Here is a 5,994-nt window from a genome sequence, read left to right as displayed (position 1 = left end):
TTGAAGGACGTCAGCGCCAGCGGCGTGAGCAGCAAGAAAGCTGAAAACCCGACCAGAATGAACGGGCGTTTGGCAATGTCTTTGGCGATATCGGCCACGTCAAAACCCATGTCAAACCAGCTGTAACTCAGCAAGTGGAGCACCACGTAGAAATAGACGAACAGCCCCAGCATGCGGCGAAAGCGGGCCAGCGCCGGTGTGCCGCTGATGACCCGCAACGGCGTCACCGCCAACACCCCACACAGAAAACGCAAAGTCCAGTCGCCGGTGGACCGGCTCAAGGCCTCGGCCGGATTGGCGCCCAACTGGTTGGTGATGGCCGCAAAAAGCAGCCAGAAAAACGGCAACAGTGACAAGCCAAACACGAGCGGCTTGGCAAATCGGTGCAGGAGCAGCGTGTTCACCCGCACCGTTGTCCGTGGCATGGCGAGCGCGACCATCAAAACAACTTCTTGAGGTCCATGCCGGCGTAAAGCTGCCCCACTTGCGCCTCATAGCCATTGAACATCAGGGTTTTGCGCTTCTTGGCAAACAAGCCGTCCTCACCAATGCGCCGCTCCGTGGCCTGACTCCAGCGCGGGTGGTCCACCGTGGGGTTGACGTTGGAGAAAAAACCGTATTCATTGGCTGCCGCCTTGTTCCAGGCAGTGCCAGGCTGCTTGTCGGTAAATCGGATTTTGACCAGGCTCTTTCCACTCTTGAAACCATACTTCCACGGCACCACCAAGCGCACCGGCGCGCCGTTCTGGTTGGGCAAGACCTCGCCGTACATGCCGAAGCTCAGTAGCGTCAGCGGGTGCATGGCCTCGTCCATGCGCAAGCCTTCAACATAGGGCCAGTCCAGCACGCGGGAGCCTACAAAAGGCATGGTCTTGGGGTCCGCCTGGGTCACGAATTCGACGTATTTCGCGTTGCCCAGCGGCTCGACGCGCTTGATCAACTCGCTCAGCGAATAGCCGACCCACGGGATCACCATGGACCAGCCTTCCACACAGCGCAAGCGATAAATCCGCTCCTCCTGGGCGCTGAGTTTGAGCAGGTCTTCCAGCGCATAGCGGGCGGGCTTTTTGACCAGGCCCTCGATCTCCACCGTCCACGGACTGGTTTTCAGCGTATGGGCATTAACTGCCGGGTCGGCCTTGTCGGTGCCGAACTCATAAAAATTGTTGTACGTGCTGGCGTCCTTGTACTCGGTCAGCTTTTCCATGGTGACGGCGCCCGCCAGACTCGACCGCGCGCCCGGCAACGCGGCCAGTTTGCCCGGCCGTGGCGTCAGCGCCTCGGCCTCGCGTGACGCCCATGAAGTGAGTGCCGCACCGGCAACACCGCTGGCCATGAGTTTGATGAGATCGCGTCGCCCCGCATAGACGCGCTGGCTCGTGATCTCGCTGGAGACGGGGTGGCAAAAGCCGTCGTGACTGGTTTTGATGAGCATGATGAAATCCTCGTTTCAAGCTTAGTCATGAGACGGCGCCCGTTCTTACATGAATCTGTGCCCGATTGTCGTTAACTCAAAAAAAAGAGGCGGGCCATTTCAGAATGGACCCGCCCCTTTTAGGGTTTGTTGCAGGCGTTTAGTTCAAATATGAACCCAACGCGCTGAGCAGCGACACCGTCTTGCGATTAACGCAGACCGGCGATGTAGTCGGCCACCGCCCTGATTTCGCGATCATTCATCTTGGCCGCGATCTGTGTCATCTGCACGCTGTTTTTCCGAACGCCGTCACGAAAGTTAGTCAGTTGGGCCACCGCGTAATCAGCATGTTGACCGCTCAGACGGGGGAACTGGGAAGGAATACCAGCGCCGTTGGGGCTATGGCAACCGGCACAGGCGGCAATCTGACGGTCGGCAATGCCACCGCGGTAAATACGTTCACCCAAAGTCACCAGCTCCTTGTCCTTGGCGAAACCGGGTTTGCCAGTCTTGGAAGTTAACCAGTAGGCGACGTTCTTCACGTCTTCATCGCTTAGCGTTGCCGCCATCGCCGACATGATGGGGTTGACGCGCTTGCCTGATTTGAAATCTTGCAACTGCTTCACCAGGTACTCCGGGTGTTGCTGTGCCAGTTTGGGGTTGACCGGAATCAGCGAGTTGCCGTCTGGCGCATGGCAGGCGGCACACACAGCGGCAAAGCTGGCTTCACCCTTGGCCAGGTCAGGTTTGACCGCTTTGACGGGCTCCGCCTTGGCCTCTGCATGCGGCGCAGCGGGCTGCGTCTCTTGTGCCAAGGTGGAAAAAGCGGGGGCTACCAATGCGGCAGCGAACAAATAGGAGGCAAGCAACTTCATAGGGGATGTCGTATCAGGTATGCAAAACTGCGTGATTCTACAATGCGGCTTCGGGTTTCCTCCCTTTAATCAATGACTACCAATTCAAACCCACCGGCTTCAGCCCTCCCGTCAACCTCAACGGACGCCGCCGACAAGGCCGCTGCGGCCATTGCTTTGGGCTGGCTTCACACCGCCAAATTTCTGACGACGGCGCCCCAGCTGCACTTTCTACCCGCCCTGGAGGTACCCGAAATTGCATTTGTCGGACGCTCCAACGCGGGCAAGTCGACCTGCATCAACACGCTGACGCAGCAAAAGCAGTTGGCCTTTGCCTCCAAGAAGCCGGGCCGCACCCAGCACATCAACCTGTTCTCGCTGGGCAAACAGGGCGTGACCGATGCCATCCTGACCGACTTGCCAGGCTACGGTTACGCGGCAGTGCCCAAATCGGACAAAATTCGCTGGCAGCAAGTGATGGCCAATTACCTTGTCACGCGTGAAAACCTCAAGGCCATTGTGCTGATGTGCGATCCGCGTCACGGACTCACCGAACTCGATGAAATCCTGCTGGACATCGTGCGCCCGCGGGTGGAAGAGGGTCTCAAATTTTTAGTCGTTCTCACCAAAGCCGACAAACTGACCCGCGTCGAGCAAAACAAGGCACTGTCCATCATGAAGCTGCAAGCCGGGGGCGGTGAAGTGCGCTTGTTTTCGGCCACAAAACGCCAGGGCATTGATGAAGTCGCCACGCTGCTGTGGCAGTGGGCGCACCCCGCTGCGAACCAAGCCAACGCCTGATTCGCCGCATCAACCGGCGCGTCATCCGCCGCGGTCCCACAGGCGACTGCGGCAGATCGTGCGAGCTCGTAAGCTCAAACCCGTTTTGACTTTGCCGCACGGATACCCACCATGATCGAGACTTATTTCCAGCCATTGCCGCATGGCATCACCCTGAGCTGCCGCGCTGCGGGCGACCGCGGGCGACCAGTTCTGATGTTTTTGCATGGCTTTCCGGAAGCGGCTTTTGTGTGGGACTTCTTGCTGGAACATTTTGCACGGGCCGAGAACGGTGGCTACCGCTGCATTGCGCCCAATCTGCGCGGTTTTGAGCAGTCCAGCGCACCCACAGAGGTCAGCGCCTATCGGCCCAAACATCTGGTGCAAGACATCGCCGCCCTGATTGCGGTCGAAACAAAAGACCAGGGCGGGCAACTTGCCTGCCTGGTGGCGCACGACTGGGGCGGCGCCGCGGCATGGAATCTGGCCAACCAGTTGCCCCATCTGGCCCGGCAGTTGGTCATCATCAATTCACCGCATCCCGGCACGTTTTTGCGCGAACTCAAGACAAACCCGGCGCAGCAGGCTTCCAGCGCTTATATGAACTTCCTGATCCGTCCGGATGCAGAAAAATTGCTGGCGCAGGACGACTACCGCCGACTCTGGGAATTTCTGACCAACACGAAAGATGGTGCTCACCCCGCCAGCTGGCTCACTGACGAGGTCAAGGCCCAATACCGCAAGGTGTGGGACGCGGGACTGACCGGTGGCTGCAATCTGTACCGTGCCTCACCGCTGCGCCCACCTCGGCCGGAGGACCCCGCCGCCGCCGCGGTTGATTTGCCGCACGACATGCTGACCGTGAAGCTGCCGACTTTGGTCATTTGGGCGCTGGACGATATTGCGCTGCCGCCGGTGTTGATCGAAGGACTTGATAAGTATGTGGAGCACCTGACGCTTCACACCGTGCCGGATGCCACCCACTGGATCGTGCATGAAAAGCCGCAACTGGTGGCGCAATATATCGCCTCCTTTTTGCGCCCGTCATTACTATCAAATTAATAGCATCTTGCGCTTATTGGACGCGGGCTAGAGCTCAGTTTTATCAAAACGCTCAGTAAGCTGACGACACACCGGGCGGGCGGTCCTTGAAACGCTTGTGAACCCAGAAATACTGGTCCGGCATGGTGTCTATGTAAGTCTGCAAGCGCTGGTTCATGAGTGCCGTGTCCGCGACCACATCGTCGGACGGAAACCCCTGCCAGGACGGCATGATTTGAACCTCATAACCGTGGCGTGTCATGCGCGTTACCACGGGCACCACCTTGGCGCGACCCAGTTTGGCAAAGCGCGACAAGCTAGGCACGGTCGCGGCCTGAACGCCATAAAACGGCACAAAAACGGACTCTTCCGGACCGAAGTTCATATCGGGCAACAGATACAGGGGGGCGCCCGCCCGCAGCGTCGCCACAATCGTTTTGACGCCATCGATACGACCGAAAAGCCGCGCAGCTCCAAACCGTTTGCGACCCGCCAGCATCCAGCTGTCGATGACTTTGTTCGCCTGGTTGGTGTAAATGGTGGTGAACTGTCGAGCAAGTTGTTGGGTCAAGGCCGTCCAGCCCGCGTCCAGCCCGACGAAATGCGGCGCAAAAATGACGACTGGATCATGGCCCTGCAATTCGTCCACGGCCCCCGACAGCGTCAGGCGCTGTCGAACGACTTCAGGCGAGCCTTGCCAGAGCCAGCCCCGATCCAGCCAGGCCTGGGCAAAATGAACAAATGTCCGGATCGTCAGCGTCCGGATTTGTTGCGCGGACAGTTCCGGAAAACACAAGCGCAAGTTGGTACCGGCCACCCGGCGCCGCGGTACGGCCAGGACATAAAGCACGCAGCCCAGCAAGCAGCCCAGCGCACGCACCCAGGCCAGTGGCAAACGCCCCAACAGGTGCATCACCCCAATGCCAAACTGACTGAACCAGCGACTCAACATCAAATCTCCTGCCGCGGCTGTTTATAGCGCGCGTAGCCCCACAGGTACTGTTGCGGGCAACTGCGAATCAATTCCTCCATCGCCAAATTGATGACCGCTACGGCCTGCGTAACGTCCAATGGCAAGGTTGCCAATAAAGGCTGCACGTGCACCCTGAATCCCCGCCCCCAGGACAAACGCTCGCCCCAGGCCATCAGGACCGTGGCGCCGGTCTGTTGCGCCAGCCGCACGGAGAGGGTCATGGTGTAGGCCTCGCGACCAAAAAACGGCAGCCACAGCCCCATACCCAGTGGCGGCACCTGATCCGGCAGCAGGCCCAGGCACTGGCCCTGCTTCAACGCCTTGATCATTTGCTTCACCCCTGCCAGCGTGGTGGGGGCGGTGTGCAAACCGGGTCGGGCGCGGGCCGTCGTCACCACCGCCCGCAACCAGGGCTGGCGCGGCGGGCGAAACAGCACCGTCATCGGTTGCTGCACCTGGCCGTAACGTTGCGCATAGGCCTGGGCCGTGATCTCAAAGCAACCCAGATGGGGGGTCAAGAACACCACCCCTCGCCCCAGCGCCAGCGCCGCTTCCACATGCTCGGCGCCATCCCACTGCACCGGTGCCGGCCGCCCCAGCCACAGGCGCGGCAATTCTGCCACCAGTTTGCCGCTCTCACCGACGGCGCCCGCCCATTGCCGCCAACCCATGCCAGCCTGCCGCGCATTGGCCAGAAAACGCTTGCGATACACCGCGGATCCTGCGAATACCAGCCAGCCCAATCCCCATCCCGCGCCATGCGCCAACCACAAAGGCAGTACGGACAACAATTTAAAAAGGGTGATCATCACTCGGGTAAAATGCTCTGGTCGCTGAGTTACGGAACTACTTGCAGGGCGACACACAGAGGTCAGCTTGAAGGAGCCGCCATTGTGCCTTGTCAATTTTGACAAATCTGCTAAAGCGTTCGC

At 59.6% G+C, this 5,994-nt stretch carries 7 protein-coding genes; 2 read left to right on the top strand and 5 right to left on the bottom strand.

Going from position 1 to position 5,994, the window contains the following annotated elements:
• The 3 genes from B3V69_RS17220 to B3V69_RS17210 form a co-directional block, all read right to left on the bottom strand.
• Positions 1-425 (bottom strand): sulfite oxidase heme-binding subunit YedZ (locus tag B3V69_RS17220; protein WP_296448226.1); only part of this gene is annotated, 425 nt, incomplete at its 3' end.
• 14 nt (positions 426-439) lie between these two features.
• Complete coding sequence (msrP, locus tag B3V69_RS17215) at positions 440-1,435, bottom strand: protein-methionine-sulfoxide reductase catalytic subunit MsrP (RefSeq protein ID WP_296448225.1); 996 nt, start codon at positions 1,433-1,435, stop codon at positions 440-442.
• 188 nt (positions 1,436-1,623) lie between these two features.
• Complete coding sequence (locus tag B3V69_RS17210) at positions 1,624-2,289, bottom strand: c-type cytochrome (protein ID WP_296448224.1); 666 nt, start codon at positions 2,287-2,289, stop codon at positions 1,624-1,626.
• Between the two features lie 72 nt (positions 2,290-2,361).
• Between B3V69_RS17210 and yihA the strand changes: the two genes are divergently transcribed.
• Together yihA and B3V69_RS17200 are read left to right on the top strand one after the other, a co-directional pair.
• Positions 2,362-3,069 carry a ribosome biogenesis GTP-binding protein YihA/YsxC gene (yihA, locus tag B3V69_RS17205; protein ID WP_296448223.1) on the top strand — a complete coding sequence of 236 codons (708 nt, stop codon included), beginning with the start codon at positions 2,362-2,364 and terminating at the stop codon, positions 3,067-3,069.
• Positions 3,070-3,180: 111 nt separating this feature from the next.
• A complete protein-coding gene (locus B3V69_RS17200) occupies positions 3,181-4,110 on the top strand; it encodes an alpha/beta fold hydrolase (protein WP_296448222.1) in 930 nt (309 codons plus the stop codon).
• 52 nt (positions 4,111-4,162) lie between these two features.
• Here B3V69_RS17200 and B3V69_RS17195 read toward each other — a convergent pair whose 3' ends face one another.
• Together B3V69_RS17195 and B3V69_RS17190 are read right to left on the bottom strand one after the other, a co-directional pair.
• Positions 4,163-5,041 (bottom strand): lysophospholipid acyltransferase family protein, encoded by an 879-nt coding sequence (locus B3V69_RS17195; protein ID WP_296448221.1) that lies wholly within the window; start codon positions 5,039-5,041, stop codon positions 4,163-4,165.
• Complete coding sequence (locus B3V69_RS17190) at positions 5,041-5,871, bottom strand: lysophospholipid acyltransferase family protein (protein WP_296448220.1); 831 nt, start codon at positions 5,869-5,871, stop codon at positions 5,041-5,043. The genes B3V69_RS17195 and B3V69_RS17190 overlap by 1 nt, the downstream gene beginning before the upstream one ends.
• Between the last annotated feature and the right edge of the window lie 123 nt (positions 5,872-5,994).

The sequence above is a fragment of the Rhodoferax sp. UBA5149 genome (genome assembly GCF_002413825.1).
In the GTDB taxonomy this organism is placed as follows: Bacteria; Pseudomonadota; Gammaproteobacteria; order Burkholderiales; family Burkholderiaceae_C; genus Rhodoferax.
This window is presented reverse-complemented; position numbering and strand designations above follow the sequence as displayed.

Bases quoted from the DNA above. Each gene is read 5' to 3' on its own strand.
- B3V69_RS17210 (WP_296448224.1), bottom strand. From the start codon at position 2,289: ATGAAGTTGCTTGCCTCCTATTTGTTCGCTGCCGCATTGGTAGCCCCC.
- B3V69_RS17200 (WP_296448222.1), top strand. From the start codon at position 3,181: ATGATCGAGACTTATTTCCAGCCATTGCCGCATGGCATCACCCTGAGC.
- B3V69_RS17190 (WP_296448220.1), bottom strand. From the start codon at position 5,871: ATGATCACCCTTTTTAAATTGTTGTCCGTACTGCCTTTGTGGTTGGCG.
- B3V69_RS17195 (WP_296448221.1), bottom strand. From the start codon at position 5,041: ATGTTGAGTCGCTGGTTCAGTCAGTTTGGCATTGGGGTGATGCACCTG.
- yihA (WP_296448223.1), top strand. From the start codon at position 2,362: ATGACTACCAATTCAAACCCACCGGCTTCAGCCCTCCCGTCAACCTCA.
- msrP (WP_296448225.1), bottom strand. From the start codon at position 1,435: ATGCTCATCAAAACCAGTCACGACGGCTTTTGCCACCCCGTCTCCAGC.